Genomic DNA, 18,350 nt, shown 5'->3' on the forward strand with positions numbered 1-18,350 from the left:
TCAGCCGCCGGAGAGGCCCACCACGAGCCAGATGAAGGCCACGCCGGCCACCGTGCACAGCAGGGTGGTGCGGGCGGGGTGTTCGTGGTGGGCCTCGGGCAGGATCTCGGCGGCGGCGAGGTAGAGCAGGGCGCCGCCGAAGAAGCCGAGATAGCTGCCGAGCAGTTCCTCCGGAAGGGTGAACAGGGTGGCCAGGCCGGCGCCGACGAGCGGGGCGACCGCGTCGGCGACGAGCATGACGAGGGCCTTGCGGCGGGCGTTCCCGTACAGGCTGGTGATCGTGTACGTGTTGAACCCGTCGGCGAAGTCGTGGGTGATGACGGCGAGCGCGACGGTGGCGCCCATGCCGCCGCCGACCTGGAAGGCGGCGCCGAGGGCGATGCCGTCCATGAGGCTGTGGAGCACCATGGCGGCGGCGGCCGTGAGGCCGACCTGGGGCACCCGCTCCCCGGCCTCCGCGCCGTGCGCCGCGCTGCGGACGGCGAGGAGACGTTCCACCACGTGGGCGAAGAGGAAGCCGCCGACGAAGAGGAGCAGGGCCTGGGGGACGCCGAAGACGTCCTTCCCGGCGGCCTCCATGGCCTCGGGGAGCAGGTCGAGGCCGACGACGCCGAGCATGAGGCCGCCCGCGAGGCCGAGGACGAGGTGGCGTCGGTCGGTGACGCGCTGGGCCGTCCAGCCGCCGAACAGCGTCATGAGGAACGCGCCGAGCGCGACGACTACAGCCATGGGCCTTTGCTATCCGATGGCGGCTCGTCCGCGCACCTCGAGTCCGGGGCCCGGGTGGTGGTGGGTGTGGGTGCCCGGTCGGGGGTGCCGGTGGCGGAAGTGCTCGGTCTGGTCGGGGCGGTGCTGCGGGAGGCGGGGCTGAGCGGCGCGGACGTGGCCGTGGTGGCGACGCTGGACGTGCGGGCGGCCGAGCCGGGGATCGCGGGGGCCGCGGGGCGGCTCGGGGTGCCGGTGCGGGCGTTCCGGAGCGAGGAGCTGGCCGGGGTGGCCGTACCGCATCCCTCCAAGCCGGCGCTGGCGGCGACGGGGACGGCGTCGGTGGCGGAGGCGGCGGCACTGCGGGCGGCGGGGCCGGGGGCGGTGCTGCTGGTGCCGAAGCGGAAGACGCGGAGCGTGACCTGCGCGGTCGCCCGTTCCGTACCGCTTTGCCCGAACGAAGTTACGCATGCCACACGGTTGTTGCCCTTGACCCACGGGTACATCGGTGGCGAGTCTCTCTCATCCCCCCATGTGCACCACCCCATCCCCACCCCCCACACGACGGCGGCCACGGACATGACGACTTCTGCTGACGCGCACGATCTCAGACACCACGGCGACGCCGAGGTCCGGGACGAGAAGCTGATCGACCTCGCGGTCAACGTCCGGACGAACACGCCGCCGGCCTGGCTGCGGGAGCGGATCGCCGACTCCCTCACCGGTCTGGCCGCCTACCCCGACGGGCGGGTGGCGCGGGCGGCGGTCGCGGAGCGGCACGATCTGCCGGCGCGGCGGGTGCTGCTCACGGCGGGCGCGGCGGAGGCGTTCGTGCTGCTCGCGCGGGCGCTGCCGGCGCGGCGGCCGGTCGTGGTGCATCCGCAGTTCACCGAGCCGGAGGCCGCGTTGCGGGACGCCGGGCACGAGGTGGAGCGGGTGCTGCTGCGCGAGGAGGACGGATTCCGGTTCGACCCCGCGGCGGTGCCGGAGGAGGCGGATCTGGTCGTGATCGGCAATCCGACCAACCCGACCTCGGTGCTGCATCCGGCGGCGGCGATCGCGGCGCTGGCCCGGCCGGGGCGGACGCTGGTGGTCGACGAGGCCTTCATGGACGCGGTGCCGGGCGAGCGGGAGTCGCTGGCGGGGCGGACGGACGTGCCGGGTCTGGTGGTGCTGCGGAGCCTGACGAAGACCTGGGGTCTGGCGGGGCTGCGGATCGGCTATGTGCTGGCGGCGACGGAGACGATCGCCGCGCTGGAGCGGGTCCAGCCGCTGTGGCCGGTGTCGACGCCGGCGCTGGTGGCGGCGGAGGCCTGCATGTCGCGGGCGGCGCTCGCGGAGGCGGAGGAGGCCGCGCTCCGGATCGGGGTGGAGCGGGCGCACCTGCTGGCGGGGCTGGCGGAGTTCGACGAGGTGCGGGTGGTCGAGGCCGCCCAGGGCCCGTTCGTGCTGGTGCGGATCGAGGGCGCGGACGCGGTGCGGGACCGGCTGCGGGGGCTCGGCTTCGCGGCACGGCGCGGGGACACCTTCCCGGGCCTCGACCGGAACTGGCTGCGGCTCGCGGTGCGGGACCGGGCGACGACGAACCGTTTCCTCCAGGCACTGGACCAGGCTCTGCTGCTGCTGGGCTGAGCGGGGCGGCGCCGGACGGGACGCCCGCCGGGGCGTGCGGGACGCGCGCCGGACAGGATGCTCGCCGGGGCGCGCGGGGCACTCGCCGGGGCCGGACGGCGTGCGGGGCGCTCGCCCGGTTGGGACGTGGCCGGGCAGGACGCTCGCGGGGGCGTGACGTGGCCCGGGCCGGGCGCTCGCGGGGCCGGTCGGGGCCGCCGGTGCCGGACGGGCTCGCGGGGCCGGACGGGCTCACCGGGGCCGGGCGCTCGCGGGGCTGGGCGCTCACCGGGGCCGGACGCTCACCGGGGCCGGACGCTCACCGGGGCCGGACGCTCACCGGGGCCGGACGCTCGCCGGGGCGGTGCCGCGGGTGCGGCGCCGCCCCGGCGTCCCCTTGCGTCCCCCTCGGACCGGTCAGCCGCGGGCGGCTCGGCGGCGGGTGAGGACCAGGGCGCCGCCGCCCACGCCGAGGAGCAGGACCGCGCCGCCGGCCAGGTACGGCGTCATGGAGCTGCCGCCGGTCTCGGCGAGGTTCTCGGTGGGGGTGGTGCCGCCGTTGTTCGTCTTCACGCCCGTGTCGTGGCTGGGCCTGGTGGACGGCTGCTGGGTGGGCTGCTCGGACGGCTGCTGCGAGGGCTGCTCGCTGGGCCGCTCGGACGGCCGGGTGCCGGCCGGGGTCGCGCAGGTGGCCTCGGCGAGGGTGACGGTGCCGCTGACCTCGGCGACGTTGAGGTTGAGCGGGTTGACCGTGACCTTCAGCTCCAGGGCCGTGGCGGCGGCGGTGCGGGAGGTGGTGGAGGTGCGGGAGAGGTCGAGGACGACCTCGCCGACGCCTGGCACGCTCACCTTGGTCTGCCCGCCGGTGGACAGGGTGGTCTTCTTGCCGAGGACGGTCACATGGCCGAGCAGGTTGGACTCGGCGACCGGTCGCTTCCCTGCCTCGCAGACAGCCTTGGAGGTGACCTTCTCGACCTCGACGAGGGAGAGCAGCGGAAGTCCGGGGACGTGGACGCGCGCCTTGACGAGGTTGACGTAGCCCCGGGCGGTGTTCCCCCGCACGGTCGCCTCGGAGGTGGCGACGTCGGCGCGCAGGACGTCGACCGGCCTGCCGTTCTCCGCGCCCTGCACCTTCACCGTGAGCGCGGTCTTCTGCGCGCTGGCCGGGGCCTCGACCTCGTTGAGGGAGGCCCGCAGCGGCACGCTCACCGCCTTGTTGAGCAGGTTCACGTCGAGTCCGGTGCGCAGGACGACGGCGGTTGCGTGCCCTTCAGTGCGCTCGCCGCCCGTGGCGTGGGCCGCCGGGGCCGCCAGGAGCACGGGACCGACGGCGAGCGCGGCGACGGTCGCGGCGGCCGCGGAGCGGCGTACGGGCATGCGGAAGGTGGTGCTGTTCAAGACGGTGGAACCCCCACAGGAGACATGGCGTCGCCGGCCGCTCGCCACGGGGACTGTGGGTCGTTGCGGCTCCGGCGACTTGAGACACCGGAATCTTTACGCACTGTGGGTGAACTGGCAGACGCCTAGCGTGAGTTCACTCCAAAGGGTGGTTTCCGTGCCCATATTCGAATCTTTCGACACAGGCGTTCTCGCGGGCCCCGCGCGTAACGGGGTGCGCGGGGTACGGGGGCGCGTTCGGCGGCGACGAAACGGTGCCTTCAACGATCCGCACGGGCCGGGAGTAACGGTTCGTCAACCGGGCGCCGCATGGGCGGACGCCCCCTGCCCCTCGGCACGGCTCCCTCCGTCCTGTAGTTTAATTTAGGTCAGCCTAACCTAAGAAACGTTGATCGGATCGGGGCCGTACGCAGTGAGCATCGAGGTCTACCGGGACCCCTGGGGCATCCCGCACCTACGCGCCGACGGGCCGCGCGAACTGGCCCGCGCGCAGGGCCTGGTGACCGCGCGGGACCGCGCCTGGCAGCTGGAGGTCGAGCGGCACCGGGCGCAGGGCACGACCGCCGCCTTCCTCGGTGCCTCGGAGACCGGATGGGACGTCTTCGTCCGCCAGGCCAGGCTGGCCGACACCGCCCGCCGCTGCCACGACCGGCTGGACGCGGAGACGGCGGAATGGATACGGGCGTACGTGGACGGCGTCAACGAGGGCCTGGCGGAAGGCGCCCGGCGGGCACCCGAGTTCGCGGCGACGGGACTGGAGCCGGGGCGCTGGGAGCCCTGGACGCCGCTCGCCGTGTGGCTCTCCACCCACATACTCTTCGCCGGCTTCCCCACCAAGCTGTGGCGCGAGCAGGTCGCACGGCGGCTCGGCGAGGAGTGGACCGAGCTGTTCGCGACGGACGGCCCCGGCACGGCGGGCTCCAACGGCTGGGTCGTCTCCGGCGCGCGCACGGCGAGCGGCGCCGCGATCGTCGCGGGCGACCCGCACCGCTTCATCGAGGCCCCGGGCGTCTACCAGCAGATCCGCCTCTCCTGCCCCGACTACGACGTCCTCGGCCTGGCCGTCCCCGGCGTCCCCGGCCTCGCCCACTTCGGCCACACCGGCCGGGTGGCCTGGGCCATCACCAACGCGATGGCCGACTACCAGGACCTGTACCGCGAACGCCTCCGCCGCCACCCTGACGGGCGCGTCGAGGCCCTCGGCCCGAACGGCTGGGAACCCGCTACCGCGCACACGGAGACGATCCGGGTGGCGGGCACGGACGAGCCGCTCGCCGCCGAGGTGATCGAGACGGCGCGGGGACCCGTGATCATCGGAGCGCAGGGGCCGGGCGGCGCGGGCAGCGCGGGCAGCGCGGGCAGCGCGGGCAGCGCGGGCAGCGCGGGCAGCGCGGGCAGCGCGGGCAGCGCGGGCAGCGCGGGCAGCGCGGGCAGCGAACCTGCCGCAGATGCCGCAGGTGCTGCAAGTGCCGCAGGTGCCGGAGGTGCCGCAAGCGCCGCAGATACAGAAGCCGCCGCAGGTGCCGAAGCCGCCGCAGGCCAGGGAGGCGCATCGGGCGCGGGCGACGCGCCCCGCCGGGACGGCGCGCCCGAGCTCCCCGTATGGGAGGCCGTCAGTCTGCGCTACCCGCCCCGGGTCACCGGCGAGTCGGGCTTCGCCGTGCTGCCCGCGCTGCTGCGGGCGCGGAACGTGGCCGACGTGGACCGGGCGCTCGACCGGTGGATCGAGCCGGTGAACGTCGTGCAGGCGGCCGATGTCGCCGGGGGACTGCTGCACCGGGTCGCCGGGTACGTGCCCGTGCGGGACCGGCTCAACTCGCTGCGGGTGGTGCCCGCCTGGGAGGACGCCCACCGCTGGAGCGGCGAGGCGGCGCCCACGCCCCGCGCCGGGGTCGACGGGCACGCGGTCATGGCCAACGCGCGCGGCCTCGCCGCCCCGCTGGGCGTGGAGTTCGCCCCGCCGCACCGCGCCGAGCGCATCGACGCGCTGCTCGGCGCCTCGAAGGCCTGGACGCCGTCCGCGATGCGCGCCGTCCACACCGACACCGACACCCCCTCGGCCCGCCGACTGCTCGACGCCGTACGGGCCACCGGCGAGGAGGACCTCTCCCCCGCCGCCCGGGACGTACGCCGGACGCTCCTCGGCTGGGACCGGCGGATGGCGGCCGACAGCACGGACGCCGGTCTCTACGCGGCGGTGCGCGGGGCGGTCGTACGCCGTCTGGCGGCGCACGAGGCGTTCGCGGAGCTGCGCGAGCCGGCCCCGTACCCCGATCTCTTCCGGCCCTGGCTGGCGCTCGGCCCGCGGGTCGCGTTCGCCCTGGAGACGCTGCTCGTCGCCGGGCCCGTGCCGGCGGCGGACGTGCGGCGGATCGTGCGGGAGGCGGTCGAGGAGGTCGCGGCCGGCGAGGCGCCGCCCGCCTGGGGCGTCACGCACCGGCTGGCGCCCTGGCAGGCGCTGCCCGACGCCGACGACGCCCAGTGGCCCGGACTGGCCGGGGACCACGACTGCGTGCTGTCCACCTCCAGTGTGCCCGGGTACACCGACCGGGCCGCCCGCGCCTCGGCCGCCCGCTACGTCTGGGACCTGGCCGACCGCGAACGCAGCCTGTGGGCCGTGCCGTTCGGGGCGTCCGGGGTGCCCGGCGACCCCCACCACCGCGACCAGCTCCCCCTGTGGCTGGAGGGCGGACTCGCCCCCGTCACGACCGACTGGAACGAACTCGTCAAGGAAGAGCATGAGCAGAACTGAACACGTCCAGGCCGTCGAGGGATTCGGCACCGTCCGGGTCGACCGCATCGACCCCGAGCGCGACGCCCCCCTCATCCACCGCTGGGTGAACGAGGAGCGCGCCCGCTTCTGGGGCATGAACGGCACGACCGTCGAGCAGGTCCGCGAGATCTACGCGCACCTCGACTCGCTCACCACCCACCACGGCTTCCTGGTGCACCGCGACGACGTGCCGGTCGCGCTCTTCCAGACCTACGACCCCGAGGCCGACCGGATCTCCGAGTGCTACGAGGCACGGCCGGGCGACATCGGCGTGCACCTGTTCCTCGCGCCCTCCGGCACGCCCGAGCGGGGCTTCACGGAGGGCCTGCTCACGGCGCTGCTCGACTTCGCGCTGACCGGCCACAGCCGGGTGGTGGGCGAGCCGGACGCGGCCAACGAGAAGGTCATCGCCCGGCTCGTGCGGACCGGGTTCGAGCTCGGTCCCGAGGTGGTCCTGCCGGAGGTGGACCTGCCGGAGGTGTTCATCCCGGCGAAGAAGGCCCGACTGGCCTTCTTCACCCGCTGAGCCCCGCGGCGCCGGGGTGGGTGGCGGGGGCCGGGGTGGCGGGTGCCGGGTGCCCGGCACTCCGGGCGCCCGGGGTGGCGGGTGCCGGGGTGCCCGGAGCGGGTGCCCGGGTGCCCGGGGTGCCGGGAGCGGGTGCCCGGGTGCCCGGGGTGCCGGGAGCGGGTGCCCGGGTGCCGGGGTGCCCGGGTGCCCTGAGTGCCCGGGGTAGCGGGGAGCCCGGAGTGCCGGGGTGGCGGGGTGCCCGGGTGCCCGGAGTGCCGGGGCGCCCGGGGCGCCCGGAGTGCCCAGGTGCCCGGAGTGCCCGGGTGCCGGGACTGCCGGGGTGGCTCAGCCGATCACCCGGCCGTTGACCACCACGCGCCGGGGCGCCGCCAGTACGCGGACGTCGGCGCGCGGGTCCTCGCCGTAGACGACGAGGTCGGCCGGGGCGCCCTCCTCCAGGGACGGGCGCCCCAGCCAGGCGCGGGCGCGCCAGGCCGTCGCGGAGAGGGCGTCGAGGGCGGGGATGCCCGCCTTCGTCAGCTCCTCGACCTCCGCGGCGACCAGGCCGTGCGCCAGGGAGCCGCCCGCGTCGGTGCCGACGAAGACCGGGATGCCCGCGTCCCAGGCCGAGCGGACCGTGTCGTAACGGCGCTCGTGGAGCCGCCGCATATGCGCCGACCAGCGCGGGAACTTCTGCTGGCCGCCGTCGGCGAGGTGCGGGAAGGTCGCGATGTTGACCAGGGTGGGGACGATGGCGACGCCCCGCTCGGCGAAGAGCGGGATGGTCTCCTCGGTCAGCCCGGTGGCGTGCTCGATGCAGTCGATGCCGGCCTCGACGAGGTCGCGCAGCGAGTCCTCGGCGAAGCAGTGCGCGGTGACCCGGGCGCCGAGCCGGTGCGCCTCGGCGATGGCGGCCTCGACCTCGGCGCGCGGCCAGGACGGGGCCAGGTCGCCGAGGTCGCGCTCGATCCAGTCGCCGACGAGCTTGACCCAGCCGTCGCCGCGCCGGGCCTCGCGGCCGACGTACGCGACGAGCTCGTCGGGCTCGATCTCGTGGGCGTAGTTGCGGATGTAGCGGCGGGTGCGGGCGATGTGCCGGCCCGCCCGGATGATCTTCGGCAGGTCCTCGCGCTCGTCGATCCAGCGGGTGTCGGAGGGCGAGCCGGCGTCCCGGATGAGCAGGGTGCCGGCGTCCCGGTCGGTGAGGGCCTGCTTCTCGGCGGTGGCCTCGTCGACCGGACCGTGCTTGTCGAGTCCGACGTGGCAGTGGGCGTCGACGAGGCCGGGCAGCACCCAGCCCTCGACGGTCAGCGCCTCCCCGGCGAGGGCCCCGGGCCGCTCGAACGTGATCCGCCCGTCGACGCACCACAGTTCGTCCCGTACGTCCTCGGGGCCGACGAGCACCCGCCCCTTCACATGCAGCACCACGCGATCGCTCATACCGGCACTCTACGAGCAGCGGGTCGGCCCGCCTACGGGCGCCAGTCGGCCTGCTGGTCGTGGGACGGGGTCTTGGTGAGCTGCTTCAGGGCGGTGCCGTCGGCCCGCACCAGGAAGAGGTGCTCGGGGTCGGCGTCGTCGGTGCCGCCGCGGGTGAAGACGAGGCGCCTGCCGTCGGGCGACCAGGAGGGGTACTTGTCGTTGGCACGGGCCGAGGTGATGCGGTGGACGCCCGTCCCGTCGGGGCGGACGACGTAGAGGTGCACGAAGCCGGTGGCGTCGAGGCGGCCGAAGACGATCCGGTTGCCGCGCGACCAGTCGGGCGTCCAGTCGTGCGAGCCGGGCGGGGTGATCGGCGTCTGGGCCAGGGTGGCCAGCCGCAGCCGGACCAGCCGGCTGTCACCGGACGCCTCGGCCCGGTTGAACGCGAGATGGCCGCCGTCCGGCGCCCACGTCGGGTGGTTCTCGTCGGCGTCCGTGAAGGTGAGCCGGGTGGCGGCGGTGCCGTCGAGGCCGGCCACGTAGATCTCGCGCTGGCCGCCGACCGGCAGGGAGTAGGCGATCCGCTTGCCGTCCGGGGACCAGGCCGGGTCGGAGGCGCCCTCGGTGCCGGGCACGGGCTTCAGGTCGCCGCCCGTGCTCTTCATGGTCCAGATGCCGTCGATCGCGCCGCCCGCCCCGTAACGGAGGAACGCCACCCGCTTGCCGTCCGGCGACCAACTGGGCATGACGTCGCTGACGGTGGGGGTGGCGGTGAGCTTCACGGCCGCGCCGCCGCTCGGGGAGACCGCGTAGAGGTCCTCAAAGGAGGCCGTCGCCGTGTAGCGGGAGAAGACGATGGGGCGGTCGATCACCGCGTGTTCGCGAGCGGGGCCGGAGGGCCGCGGCACGGGGACGAGGGCCGCCGGGACGGCGGTCGTGACGGTGGCGGTCGTGACGGTGGCGGTTGCGGTCGGCGGGGCGGTCGCGTCCGCCGCCGCCGCGCCGCCGAGGGCCGGCGGCGCCGCCAGGGCGAGGGCCGCGGCCGCCACCACGGCCAGCAGGCCGGGCCTGACCGTGCTCCGTCCGGTCCGCGCGGTCCGTCTGCCGTCTCTGTCCGTCATGGTGCCCACCCCGTCCTTGCTGCCGGCGGCGCGCCGGGTGCGGCCGCTGCGGCCCGTAACATCCCACCGCCTCGGCCCGCCGGGAAGCGCCCGAGGCGCTCGGTACGCGGCCTGTGACATGTTCCGTACAGCGCTGTCACACGCGGTGGCTCCGGGCCCGGCCTTGGCCGCTCGGTACGCTGGCCGACGACAGGCACCGACACCGAAGAAGGCACCGCCGTGACCGTGACACACCCGCTTCTGGACCTGGCCCCGATGACCGCCGCGCACTTCGCGTCGATCGAGCGCCGGGTCGCCGCGCTGCTCTCCACCGAGCAGGACGTGGTGATCACCCAGGGCGAGGCGCTGCTCCCGCTGGAGGGCTGCATCCGCAGCGGGGCCCGGCCGGGCTCGACCGCGCTGAACATCGTCACCGGACCGTACGGGCAGACCTTCGGCAACTGGCTGCGCGACTGCGGCGCCACGGTCGTCGACCTGGAGGTGCCGTTCCACACCGCGGTGACCGCGGAGCAGGTGGCACGGGCGCTGGAGGCGCACCCGGCGATCGACTTCGTCTCCCTGGTGCACGCGGAGGCGGCGACCGGCAACACCAACCCGGTCGCGGAGATCGGCGAGGTCGTACGGGCGCACGGCGCGCTGTTCTACCTGGACGCGGTGGCCTCGATCGGGGCCGAGCCGGTGCTGCCGGACGCGTGGGGCGTCGACCTGTGCATCATCGGCGCGCAGAAGGCGATGGGCGGCCCGGCGGGCGTCTCGGCGGTGTCGGTGAGCGAGCGGGCGTGGGAGCGGTTCGCCGCCAACCCGCAGGCGCCGCGCCGCTCCTACCTCTCGCTCCTGGACTGGAAGGAGCGCTGGATCGACGGCGGCCGCAAGGCGCTGCTGCACGCGCCGGCGCAGCTGGAGATGCTGGCCCTGGAGGCCTGCCTGGAGCGGATCGAGGGCGAGGGCCTGGACGCGCTGATGGCCCGGCACGCCTCGGCCGCGGCGGCGACCCGCGCGGGCGTCCTGGCGCTGGGCGGCGGCCTGGAGCCGTATGTGCACGAGGCGCGGGACGCCGCCCCGGTCGCCACGACGCTGCGCTCCCCCGCCGGTGTCGACGCCTCCGAACTGGTGGCGAAGGCCCTGGCGGCGGACCCGTCGCTGCCGCTGATCGCGGGCGGCGGAGCGCTGGCCAAGGAGATGATCCGGGTCAACCACTACGGCGTGGACGCGACCCCCGGCGCGGTCCAGTCCTCCCTGGCGGCCCTGGGCGCGGCCCTCACGGAGACGGGCCACCGAGTCGACCTGGAGGCCGCCCGCCGCGCGATCACGGAGACCTGGGGACACTGAGCGGGGCCGCGGCGAGCCGCCCGGTGGGGGCACTGAGCACTGCCGCACTGAGCCGGCGGCGGGGGCGCTTAGCACTGCTGCGCTGAGCCGCCGGCGGGAGCAATGAGCACCGCCCCGCTGAGCCTCCGGTGGGGGTGGCCGGTCCGCCTGCTGACCTCGCCGGCGGAGCAGTGGCCGGGCTGGCGGAGCAGTCCGGGGACGCGAGCGTAGGCCGGCCCCGCGAACACGGGGCGGGGCAGGCGAGCGCGGGCCGGGCCGACCCATGCCAGGCCGGGCCAGGCCAGGCCCGGCTGCGGAGAAGCGACCCGGGCCCACCCACGGGTCGAAGGCCGCCCGGCGACGCCCGACCCAGCCTCCCCCCACCAACCGAAGGTCTCCCTGCAGACGCCCGCCCGACCCAGCCGACCCCCGGCCGAAGGCCTGACCGCCGAAGGCCAGACCTCGGAAGGCAGGGCCGCCGGCTGACCTCGCTGGCGGACCAGAAGCCGGGCCGGGGAGCACGGGCCGGGCACGCGAGCACCAGGCGGGGCAGGCGAGCACGGGCCGGCCGGTCCAGGACGGGCCAGACCAGGCTGCGGAGAAGCGGCCCAGCGGCCGAGGGCCGCCCGGTAGGCCCCCAGGCCCAGCCGCCCCCGGCCGAAGGCCAGACCCCGGAAGGCCGAACCATCGACGACGGGCCGCCAAAGGCCGGACCGCCGAAGGCCAACCCGCCGAAGGCCAGACCACCGGGCGGCAGGCCCCGGAAGGCGGGCCGCCGGGCAGCGGCCCCTCAAGCCAGGCGCCCGGCCCCCGGGCCCGGCACCCCGGGGCCCACGCCCCGGCACGCGGCACGCGACACGCGACACCGGGGGCCTGCGGGCGCACGCGCACTCGCGGGTGCCGGGCGCGTCCGCGGGTGCCAGGCGCGTCCGCGGGTGTCGGAGATCAGCCCGCGATGACCTCCAGGGCCCGGTCCACGTCCGCCGAGGAGTTGTACAGGTGGAACGAGGCCCGCAGGTTGCCCGCGCGGGAGGACAGGAGGACGCCGGCCTCGCGCAGGGCGTCGGCGCGGTCGCCGAGGCCCGGGATGCCGACGACCGTGGACTCGTCCGCGACGGGGGCGTGGCCGAGGGCGGTGAGGCCGGCCCGGAAGCGGGCGGCGAGGGCCTTGTTGTGGGCCTCGATGCGCTCGATGCCGATCTCCTCGAGGAGCGCGAGCGAGCGGGCCGCGCCGTGGTACGAGAGGAAGGCGGCGGGTTCGTCGAACCGCCGGGCGGAGCGGGCCAGTTCGCGCACCGGGCCGTAGCTGTTGACCCACAGCTCCTCGCCCGTGACCCAGCCCGCGTGGATCGGCAGCAGCGCGTCCTGCGCCTCCTCGGTGACGGTGAGGAAGGACGCGCCGCGCGGGCAGAGCAGGTACTTGTAGCCGCCGGCGACGGTGAAGTCCCAGTCCGCGGCGTACAGCGGCAGCCAGCCGGCGGACTGGGTGGCGTCGAGGAGGGTGCGGGCGCCGTGCGCCGCCGCCGCGGCACGGACTGCCGCGAAGTCGGCCGTGCGTCCGTCGGCCGACTGCACGGCGGAGAAGGCGACGAGATCGGTCTCGGGCCGAATCGATTCGGCGAGCCGCTCCAGGGGCACGAAGCGGATCTTGAGGTCGCCGCGGACGGTGAAGGGGGTGCTGACGGAGGAGAAGTCGCCCTCGGGGATGAGGATCTCGGCCCCGGCCGGCATGGACTGCGCCACCATGCCGACGTGGACGGAGACCGAACTGCCGACGGCGACCCGGTCGGCGCCGATGTGGGCGAGCCGGCCGAAGGCGGCCCGGGCCTCGTCGACGATGTCGAAGCTTCCGGCGCCGTCGGGGCGCCCGGCCGCGGTCTCCTCGGCGAGGAGCGTGACGGCCTCGACCGTCCGGCGGGGCAGCAGGGCGCAGGCGGACGTGTTCAGATAGGTCTGCTTGGGGGCGAACTCGGCTCCGCCCAGGGGCTCCAGAATGTCCATGGCCCCAGCCTGGATTCCCCACGATCTCACGTCAATTGCCATGGATCATGGGGAATCCCCAAGGGGCGCTTATGAGTCGGAGACGAGAACCGACCGGTTCACCGGGACCGGTTCACCGGGGCCGGTTCACGAGGACCGGTTCACCGGGGCCGGCCCACGAGGACGGGTCGCCGCCTCGCTCGCTCAGCAGGAGCCGCCGTCGATGTCGCACGCGGCCGCGTCGCCGCCGACCGGCTGCAGGGTGCGGCCCTGCCAGGCCTGCTCAAGGGCCTGGGTGAAGACCTCGGCGGGCTGGCCGCCGGAGACGCCGTACTTGCGGTCGAGGACGAAGAACGGCACGCCGTTCGCGCCGAGTTCGGCGGCCTCGCGCTCGTCGGCCCGCACGGCGTCGGCGTACGCGGTCTCGTCGGCGAGCACCGCGCGGACCTCGGTCTCGTCGAGACCGGCCTCGACACCGAGGGCAACCAGGGTCTCGGGCTCGAAGACGGAGCGCTCCTCGGCGAAGTTGGCCCGGTAGGCGAGGTCCAGGAGCTCGCTCTGGCGGCCGCGCTCCTTCGCCAGGTGCAGCAGGCGGTGGATGTCGAAGGTGTTGCCGTGGTCCCGGCCCTCGGTGCGGTAGCCCAGGCCCTCGGAGTGCGCGTTGGAGGCGACGTGGGCCTCCATGGCGCGCGCCTCGTCGAGGGTGCGGCCGTACTTCTTCGCCAGCATCTCCAGGACGGGCGCGGTGTCGCCCTTGGGGCGGTTCGGGTCGAGTTCGAAGGAGCGGTGCACGACCTCGATGTCGTCGCGGTGGGCGAAGGCCGCGAGCCCCTTCTCGAAGCGGGCCTTGCCTATGTAGCACCAGGGGCAGGCGATGTCGCTCCAGATCTCGACGCGCATGGTGTGACTTCTCTCCAGACGGGGGCGGGGGTCGGGTGTCCAAGGAGCGGAACGTCCCGACCCGCCGGATTCATTCCGCCGGGGCCGCCGCCGCGGGTGTGAGCCCGGGCACGGCGGGACCCCCGGGGCCGAGGCGGCTGAAGGAGGCCCGGTGCGCGCTCGGGGTGATCCCGGCCCTGCGCAGCAGGTGCCGGCGCAGCGAGTCCGCCGTGCCGAGGCCGCTCGACCGGGCCACCTGGTCCATGGGCAGCGAGGTGGTCTCCAGGAGCTCCTTCGCCCGCTCGATGCGCTGGTGCAGCAGCCACTGGAGCGGGCTGAGGCCGGTCTCGGCGTGGAAGCGGCGGGAGAGGGTGCGGACGGAGACCCCGGCGTGCCGGGCCAGGTCGGTGAGGGTGAGGGGTTCGTCGAGGTGCTCCATGGCCCAGGCGCGGGTGCGGGCGAAGGAGACTCCGCGCTCGGGCGGCAGCGGGGTGAGGGTGAACTGGGCCTGGCCGCCGGGGCGCACCGGCGCGACCAGGGCGTGCCGGGCCACGGTGTTGGCGACGGCGGCTCCGTGGTCGGTGCGGATGATGTGCAGGCACAGGTCGATGCCGGCCGCGTAGCCGGAGGAGGTGAGCACGGGCCCGTCCTGGACGAACAGGACGTCGTCCTGGATGTCGATGTTCGGGTGGCGCTCGGCGAGCAGCCGGCGGTAGGCCCAGTAGGTGGTGGCCGTGCGCCCGTCGAGGAGGCCGGCGGCCGCCAGCGCGAAGGAGCCGGTGCAGATGGAGGCGATCCGCTTGCCGGCGGCTCCGGCCCGGCGCAGCGCGTCGAGGACGCGCGGGTCGGGGTCGGTGTAGGAGCCGCTGCCGGCCAGGATCACGGTGTCGGCCGTGTCGACGGCGTCGAGGCCGTGGGGGACGTGGAGGGAGAGGCCGCCGGTGGTGGCGACCGGTCCCGGTTCGGGGGTGCAGATGACCGTCTCGTAGCCGGGCAGGCCGTCGATCTCGACCTTGCCGAAGAGCATCTCGGGGGTGGCGAGGATGAACATCGAGGTGGGCGGGGCGGCGATGACGGCGACGCGACGGACACGGGACATGGCCAGAACCTCCGGGCATATGGCATTCAGGCCACTACTCTACGGACTCGGAGATCACGAGTCTTGGGTCATGACCCCAACCGACCGTCCCCCGGCCCCCGTTGGCACCGCCGCCCGCACCGGCCGTCCCGCGCCCGCCGCCCCCGCACCGCCCGCCCCGCGCCGTGGCGGTCCGGGGCCCGCGCTCGCCGCCGCCCTGCTGGGCTTCGCCCTCATCACCCTGGACTCCTCCGTCGTCAATGTCGCCCTGCCCGCGATCGGAGCCGGTCTGGGGGCCGGCATGAGCGGGCTCCAGTGGGTCGTCGACGCGTACACGCTCGCCTTCGCCGCGCTGCTGCTGTCCAGCGGCGCGCTCGCCGACCGGATCGGTGCGAGCCGGGCGTACGCCGCCGGGGTCGTCGTCTTCACCCTCGCCTCGGCCGCCTGCGGCCTCGCCCCCGGGCTGCCCGGGCTGCTCGCGGCCCGTGCGGTGCAGGGCGTGGCCGCCGCCGTGATGCTGCCGGCCTCGCTCGCCCTGGTGCGGGAGGCGTACGGCGATCCGGCGCGGCGGGCCCGTGCGGTGTCGCTGTGGGCGGCGGGCGGCACGGTCGCCGTCGCGCTCGGCCCGGTCGCGGGCGGGGCGCTGACCACGGCGTGGAGCTGGCGGGCGATCTTCTTCGTCAACCTGCCGCTCGGCCTGCTCGCGCTCGCCCTGCTCACCCGGGTCGCCCGCTCGGCGCGCCGCCCCGCCCCGCTCGACCTGCCCGGTCAGCTGACGGCCGTGGTGGCGCTCGCGGCGCTGACCTTCGCGGCGATCGAGGGCGGTACGGAGGCGTGGTGGGCGCTCGGCACCGCGCTGGTCTTCTTCGCGGTGTTCCTGGTGATCGAGGCGCGGCGGAGGCACCCGATGGTGCCGCTGGGCCTGTTCCGCGACACCACGGTGGTGGTGGCGGTGACGGCGGGCGCGTCCGCCACCGTCGCCTTCTACGGCATGGTCTTCGTCTTCAGCCTCTTCTTCCAGCAGGTCCTCGGTCTCTCCGCGCTGGGCGCCGGGCTGATGTTCCTGCCGATGACCGGGCTGCTCGCCGCCGTGAACGTGCTCTCGGCGAAGGTCGCTGCCCGCTACGGCGCCCGGGTGCCGATCGTGGTCGGCCAGGTCGTCGCGGTGGCGGGACTGCTCGGTCTGCTCGCGGTGGACGCGGACACCCCGCGGGTGGCGCAGGCGCTGCTCCTGGTGCCGCTGGCGCTGGGCTGCGGCTTCACGCTGCCGCCGCTGATCGCCTCGATGATGGAGGCCGTCCCGGCCGAGCGCGCGGGCACGGCGGCGGGCCTGCTGAACGCGATCCGGCAGACCGCGGGCGCGCTGGCCGTCGCGGTCTTCGGCTCCCTCGCCGCGTCGGGCGTGGCCGGTTCCCTGCGTGCCTCGCTCCTGATCAGCGCCGGACTGCTGACCCTGACGGCGGTGGCCTCGCTGCGGCTGCCGCGCGGCCGCGCATGAGCCGGTCCGCGCGCCGGCACCGGCCCGGGGCCGCCCCGGCCCGCGCCTGAAGGCCTTGGGGAATCGGAGGGGGCGAACTCCCCGCCGCTCCACCGGCCTGGCGGCCGACCGGGGGCGGGCCGGGTCGCCGAGGAGGGCGCGCGGGGCGTCGTGGAGGGCGCGCGGGGCGCCGAGGAGGGCGCGCGGGGCGCCGTGGAAGGCGCGCGGGGCGCCGACCCGGATGGCCGGGTTCACCGCCGCCGGCCCGGGCGACGGCTGACTGGCTCAGGCCCGCGCGACGGCTCACCCGCTCAGCCCCCCGCGACGACTCACCGCCTCCAGCCCGGTCGACGACTCACCGCCCCCGGCCCGCACAACGGCTCACCCGCTCAGCCCCCCGCGACGACTCACCGCCTCCAGCCCGGTCGACGACTCACCGGCGCCGGTGGTCACCGAGGCCTTCGCGGGCCTGGCGGCTATGCCCGGCGTCCACCGGCTGGGGGAGTCCGGCACCCGCAGCGGGAAGATCGCGGTGCGGGTGCGGTCCTCGCGTCGGCGTCACGAGCGCGGCACGCCCAGCGGGTTGTCGTCGCGCAGCTCCGGCGGGAGCAGGTGGTCAGGCGTCGACTGGTAGGTGACCGGGCGCAGCCAGCGCTCGATCGCCGTGCCGCCCACGGAGGTGCTGGTGGAGGTGGTCGCCGGGTAGGGGCCGCCGTGGTGCTGGGCGGCGGCGACGGCGACGCCGGTCGGCCAGCCGTTGACGAGGATCCGTCCGGCGAGCGGGGTGAGTTCGGCGAGCAGGGAGGCGGCGCCGGGGTCCTCGTCGGCGAGGTGGAGGGTGGCGGTGAGGTTGCCGGGGAGCAGGCCGAGGACGGCGCTGATCTGCTCCCGGTCGGCGTAGCGGGCGACGACGGTGACGGGCCCGAAGCACTCCTCCAGGAGCGGGCCGTGGCCGCCCTCGGGCAGCAGGCCCGCGTCGACGGTGAGCACCCCGGCGCTGACGGTGTGCTCGCCGCCGGCGCCCGGGGTGACGGGGGCGGTCACGCCGGGCAGCGCGGCCCGCTCGCGCACCCCGTCGACGAAGGCGCCGCGCATCCGGTGGTCGAGCATGACGCCGGGCTCGGTCTCGCTGACGGCGGCGGTGAGCGCGGCGACGAGCCGGTCGCCCGCCTCGCCCTGGGGCGCGAGGACGAAGCCGGGCTTGGTGCAGAACTGGCCCTCGCCCAGGGTCATGGAGCCGGCGAGTCCGGTGCCGAGCTCCTCGGCCCGCTCCTCGGCGGCGGCCGGGGTGATCACCACCGGGTTGAGGGAGCCGAGTTCGCCGTGGAAGGGGATGGGTACGGGGCGGGCGGCGGCCGCGTCGAAGAGCGCGCGCCCGCCGCGTACGGAGCCGGTGAAGCCGGCCGCTGCGACCAGCGGGTGGCGGATCAGCTCCACGCCGGCCTCGAAGCCGTGCACGAGGGAGACGACGTCCGCCGGGAGTCCGGCCTTGACGGCGGCCCGGCGCAGCAGGGAGGCGCAGAGCTCGGAGGTGGCCGGGTGGTCGGGGTGGGCCTTGACGACGACGGGGCAGCCGGCCGCGAGGGCGCTGGCGGTGTCGCCGCCGGGCACGGAGAAGGCGAGCGGGAAGTTGCTGGCCGCGTAGACGGCGACGACGCCCAGCGGGATCTTCATGCGCCGCAGGTCGGGGGTGGGCGGGGTGGTGGTCGGGTCGGGCCGGGAGATCCGCACGTCGAGGAAGGCGGCCTCGTCGACGATGTCGGCGAAGGAGCGCAACTGGGCCGTGGTGCGGGCGAGTTCGCCGGTGAGCCGGACGGGGCCGAGGGCGGTCTCGGCGTCGGCCGCCTCGATGACGTGGTCGCGGGCCTCGTCGAGGAGGTCGGCCGCGGTCCGCAGCAGCGTGGCGCGCGCGGCCCGGTCGGCGAGCGCACCACGGGCGGTGTGCGCGGCGCGCACGGCCCGGTCGATCTCCTCGGCTGTGGCCTCCACCGCAACCTGCTCGCGCGGCTTTCCCGTCCGGGGGTCCACGCTCCACACTGGTTCTGCCGCCACCGCAACGCACCTCGTTCGGTATTCTGAACACTGTCCCT

General features: G+C 75.6%; 13 protein-coding genes. 5 read left to right on the top strand and 8 right to left on the bottom strand.

Annotation, left to right across the window (positions count from 1 at the left end; translation table 11 throughout):
* On the bottom strand, positions 1–729 hold the full coding sequence (locus ACH414_RS22080) for a ZIP family metal transporter (RefSeq protein WP_382539768.1): 729 nt from the start codon (positions 727–729) through the stop codon (positions 1–3).
* 57 nt (positions 730–786) lie between these two features.
* Here ACH414_RS22080 and cobC point away from each other — a divergent pair, with 57 nt between their 5' ends.
* Positions 787–2,337, top strand: a complete 1,551-nt coding sequence (cobC, locus tag ACH414_RS22085) for an Rv2231c family pyridoxal phosphate-dependent protein CobC (RefSeq protein WP_398943266.1) — start codon at positions 787–789, stop codon at positions 2,335–2,337.
* A 396-nt stretch (positions 2,338–2,733) separates the two neighbouring features.
* On the opposite strand, the gene ACH414_RS22090 is transcribed toward cobC, so the two are convergent.
* On the bottom strand, positions 2,734–3,714 hold the full coding sequence (locus ACH414_RS22090) for an SCO1860 family LAETG-anchored protein (RefSeq protein ID WP_386564868.1): 981 nt from the start codon (positions 3,712–3,714) through the stop codon (positions 2,734–2,736).
* A 412-nt stretch (positions 3,715–4,126) separates the two neighbouring features.
* On the opposite strand from ACH414_RS22090, the gene ACH414_RS22095 reads away from it, so the two are divergent.
* Together ACH414_RS22095 and ACH414_RS22100 are read left to right on the top strand one after the other, a co-directional pair.
* Positions 4,127–6,466: a penicillin acylase family protein gene (locus ACH414_RS22095; RefSeq protein WP_398943268.1), complete on the top strand. Its 2,340-nt coding sequence runs from the start codon at positions 4,127–4,129 to the stop codon at positions 6,464–6,466.
* Entirely contained in the window at positions 6,453–7,013 is a 561-nt protein-coding gene (locus tag ACH414_RS22100; protein WP_382539773.1) for a GNAT family N-acetyltransferase, read from the top strand. Before ACH414_RS22095 ends, ACH414_RS22100 begins: the two co-directional genes overlap by 14 nt.
* Before the next feature lie 327 nt (positions 7,014–7,340).
* Here ACH414_RS22100 and ACH414_RS22105 read toward each other — a convergent pair whose 3' ends face one another.
* Both ACH414_RS22105 and ACH414_RS22110 read right to left on the bottom strand, forming a co-directional pair.
* Positions 7,341–8,435 (bottom strand): amidohydrolase family protein, encoded by a 1,095-nt coding sequence (locus tag ACH414_RS22105; RefSeq protein WP_382539776.1) that lies wholly within the window; start codon positions 8,433–8,435, stop codon positions 7,341–7,343.
* A gap of 32 nt (positions 8,436–8,467) precedes the next feature.
* Positions 8,468–9,538 carry a hypothetical protein gene (locus ACH414_RS22110; RefSeq protein ID WP_398943034.1) on the bottom strand — a complete coding sequence of 357 codons (1,071 nt, stop codon included), beginning with the start codon at positions 9,536–9,538 and terminating at the stop codon, positions 8,468–8,470.
* Positions 9,539–9,763: 225 nt separating this feature from the next.
* Between ACH414_RS22110 and ACH414_RS22115 the strand changes: the two genes are divergently transcribed.
* Positions 9,764–10,867 (top strand): pyridoxal-phosphate-dependent aminotransferase family protein, encoded by a 1,104-nt coding sequence (locus ACH414_RS22115; protein WP_398943270.1) that lies wholly within the window; start codon positions 9,764–9,766, stop codon positions 10,865–10,867.
* Between the two features lie 924 nt (positions 10,868–11,791).
* Here the strand turns inward: ACH414_RS22115 and ACH414_RS22120 are convergent.
* The 3 genes from ACH414_RS22120 to ACH414_RS22130 form a co-directional block, all read right to left on the bottom strand.
* On the bottom strand, positions 11,792–12,847 hold the full coding sequence (locus tag ACH414_RS22120; RefSeq protein WP_386564875.1) for an aminotransferase class V-fold PLP-dependent enzyme: 1,056 nt from the start codon (positions 12,845–12,847) through the stop codon (positions 11,792–11,794).
* 183 nt (positions 12,848–13,030) lie between these two features.
* The gene (locus ACH414_RS22125; RefSeq protein WP_382539785.1) at positions 13,031–13,726 is read right to left on the bottom strand and encodes a DsbA family oxidoreductase; all 696 of its coding nucleotides are present in this window, start codon (positions 13,724–13,726) and stop codon (positions 13,031–13,033) included.
* Between the two features lie 70 nt (positions 13,727–13,796).
* The gene (locus ACH414_RS22130; protein WP_382539788.1) at positions 13,797–14,804 is read right to left on the bottom strand and encodes a GlxA family transcriptional regulator; all 1,008 of its coding nucleotides are present in this window, start codon (positions 14,802–14,804) and stop codon (positions 13,797–13,799) included.
* 70 nt (positions 14,805–14,874) lie between these two features.
* On the opposite strand from ACH414_RS22130, the gene ACH414_RS22135 reads away from it, so the two are divergent.
* The gene (locus tag ACH414_RS22135; RefSeq protein WP_382539790.1) at positions 14,875–16,281 is read left to right on the top strand and encodes an MFS transporter; all 1,407 of its coding nucleotides are present in this window, start codon (positions 14,875–14,877) and stop codon (positions 16,279–16,281) included.
* A 537-nt stretch (positions 16,282–16,818) separates the two neighbouring features.
* Here ACH414_RS22135 and ACH414_RS22140 read toward each other — a convergent pair.
* Positions 16,819–18,312 carry an aldehyde dehydrogenase (NADP(+)) gene (locus ACH414_RS22140; RefSeq protein ID WP_382539793.1) on the bottom strand — a complete coding sequence of 498 codons (1,494 nt, stop codon included), beginning with the start codon at positions 18,310–18,312 and terminating at the stop codon, positions 16,819–16,821.
* Positions 18,313–18,350: the final 38 nt, after the last annotated feature.

The organism is Streptomyces sp. NPDC020422, from assembly GCF_044386705.1.
Taxonomy (GTDB): domain Bacteria; phylum Actinomycetota; class Actinomycetes; order Streptomycetales; family Streptomycetaceae; genus Streptomyces.